The organism is Robiginitalea sp. (assembly GCF_049588695.1).
In the GTDB taxonomy this organism is placed as follows: domain Bacteria; phylum Bacteroidota; class Bacteroidia; order Flavobacteriales; family Flavobacteriaceae; genus Robiginitalea.
The window spans coordinates 1-1904 of sequence record NZ_JBAVZJ010000260.1; the positions used below are offsets into that span (position 1 = coordinate 1).

Below are 1904 nucleotides of genomic sequence, written 5' to 3' on the forward strand. Positions count from 1 at the left end.
GCTCATAGGTGGCAGGATACCGGGTAAGCGACGGGCCAACATCGTCTTTCCCGATCCCGGAGGGCCGATCAGGATCAGGTTATGGCCACCGGCCGCAGCGATTTCCATACACCTCTTGACCGTTTCCTGTCCCCGTACTTCAGAAAAGTCGGGGAAGCCTGAACCGGTTCCTTTCGAAGGGATTAGCGGGAAAGAAGCCCGCTTGAGTTCATTATTACCTTTGAAGAATTCGATTACCTCCCCCAGATTCGTCGCCCCCCGGACTTCGAGTCCCTTGACGACAGCTGCTTCCGGTGCATTAGCCAGGGGGAGCACAATACCTTTCAGCCCATTCTTACGGGCTGCAAGGGCAATAGGGAGGGCTCCTTTTATCGGTTGTAATTGTCCGTCCAGGGAAAGCTCCCCCATAATGAGGTAATTGGGAAGTATATCTGATGAAAGCTGGCCTGACGCCAAGAGTATACCCAGCGCCAGGGGTAAATCGTAACAGGCCCCTTCCTTTCGCAAATCTGCCGGGGACAGATTAATAGTGATCTTTTTACCTGGGATGCGATATCCAATCTGTGATAAAGCTGAGGCAATACGGTAATTACTCTCCCGTATCGCGTTATCCGGCAAACCTACAAGATGGTATCCGACACCCGGGTCTATATTGACCTCTACGGTAACGGGCACCGCCTCGATCCCATAAACCGCACTTCCATGGATCTTGGAGAGCATGATAGATTATTAAGACTGCAATGGTAAACCAAGAGGCTGAAAACACCTTGCGCCTCCATGAAATCACGGTTTTGGCCAAAAGGAAATAAACCGTTAAGGGCTTACCAAAGGTAACGCTGGAGTACGACCCGGACGTTTAATCAGCCCGGCCGTGGAAGTAACTATTGGGATTCTACCTGAAACGTAGTGCTTAGGGATATCGGTTTACCGTAAGTGGTATATCCTTCAAGGCGGATTTCATATTTCCCGGGTACCTGAGAGGTGTAAAATGAATACGTATTCACCTCACCCTCTATTGAAACATCGGGTTCCCACAGAAGTTGATACCTGAAATCAGGGATGTTCTCAGAACCTTCCATTTGGCGAAAATAATTTTTCTCAGGGCTCGGGGGAAGAAAGGAAAACCGGGTGCCAAGAGGGGTATCCCAGTTCTCCAGGAACGTAGCATCTATGGTTTCGATAACCACCATTCCCTGGTAGTTCGCACCCCCCAACTGGTATTTATCCCGAAGTACTTTAATGGTTTTGATTTTTCGCGCATCGTACCCGAGCAGCGAATTATGGTTCGGAACCAGGATCCCGTCGACCACAACGAGGGGGGGGTCTGTGGTATAGTCTGGACCCCAGGGAGTCATGGGCTCGCGTACCCAAAAGGAAGCCTCTCCATCCTCTCCCCGTTTGACCCACACATATTCTATAAATTCCACCAGGGTTTCTTCCAGGGTCGTAAATCGCGTATAGTCATCCAGTTGATATACTTCAGGGATTTCACCTTCAAAAGGATCAACCGGCACTACTTCCTGTAAGGTGTCTGGCTTCACTTCAAAATAACTGTTCTCAATCTGGTTGTGAATGCTCCGCTGACGGATTACCCCAGCCTGATCCGGTTTTAGTTGAAAATTGTAAAAGCAAGGGATTGTTCCCTCAAAATCATAGGGGGTATACCATTCAAAATCAACGTTTTCCATTCCGGACAATACCAAAACTGCCATACCCATCCGGTCTCTGTAGGGCCGGGTAAGGTAGGTGTAAAATTTTCCCTCTTCATCTGTACGTACTTTTTTCACCTGAAAATCAGCGCCCGGGAGTGAAATGGCGATCCATCGGTCCTCCAGCGCAGTACCTTCGGAAGTGGTTACCCGGCCGGAAATCAATTCGCCCCGCTGTTCGGGAATGGCCAGGAT

At 49.7% G+C, this 1904-nt stretch carries 1 protein-coding gene and 1 pseudogene; both read right to left on the reverse strand.

All coding sequences use genetic code 11. The features are described from left to right. A partial coding sequence (locus tag WBV75_RS06250) for a magnesium chelatase domain-containing protein (RefSeq protein ID WP_424119781.1) occupies nt 1–720 on the reverse strand: 720 nt, incomplete at its 3' end. A gap of 161 nt (nt 721–881) precedes the next feature. Next, nucleotides 882–1904: pseudogene (locus WBV75_RS06255) on the reverse strand (hypothetical protein); the annotation flags it as partial.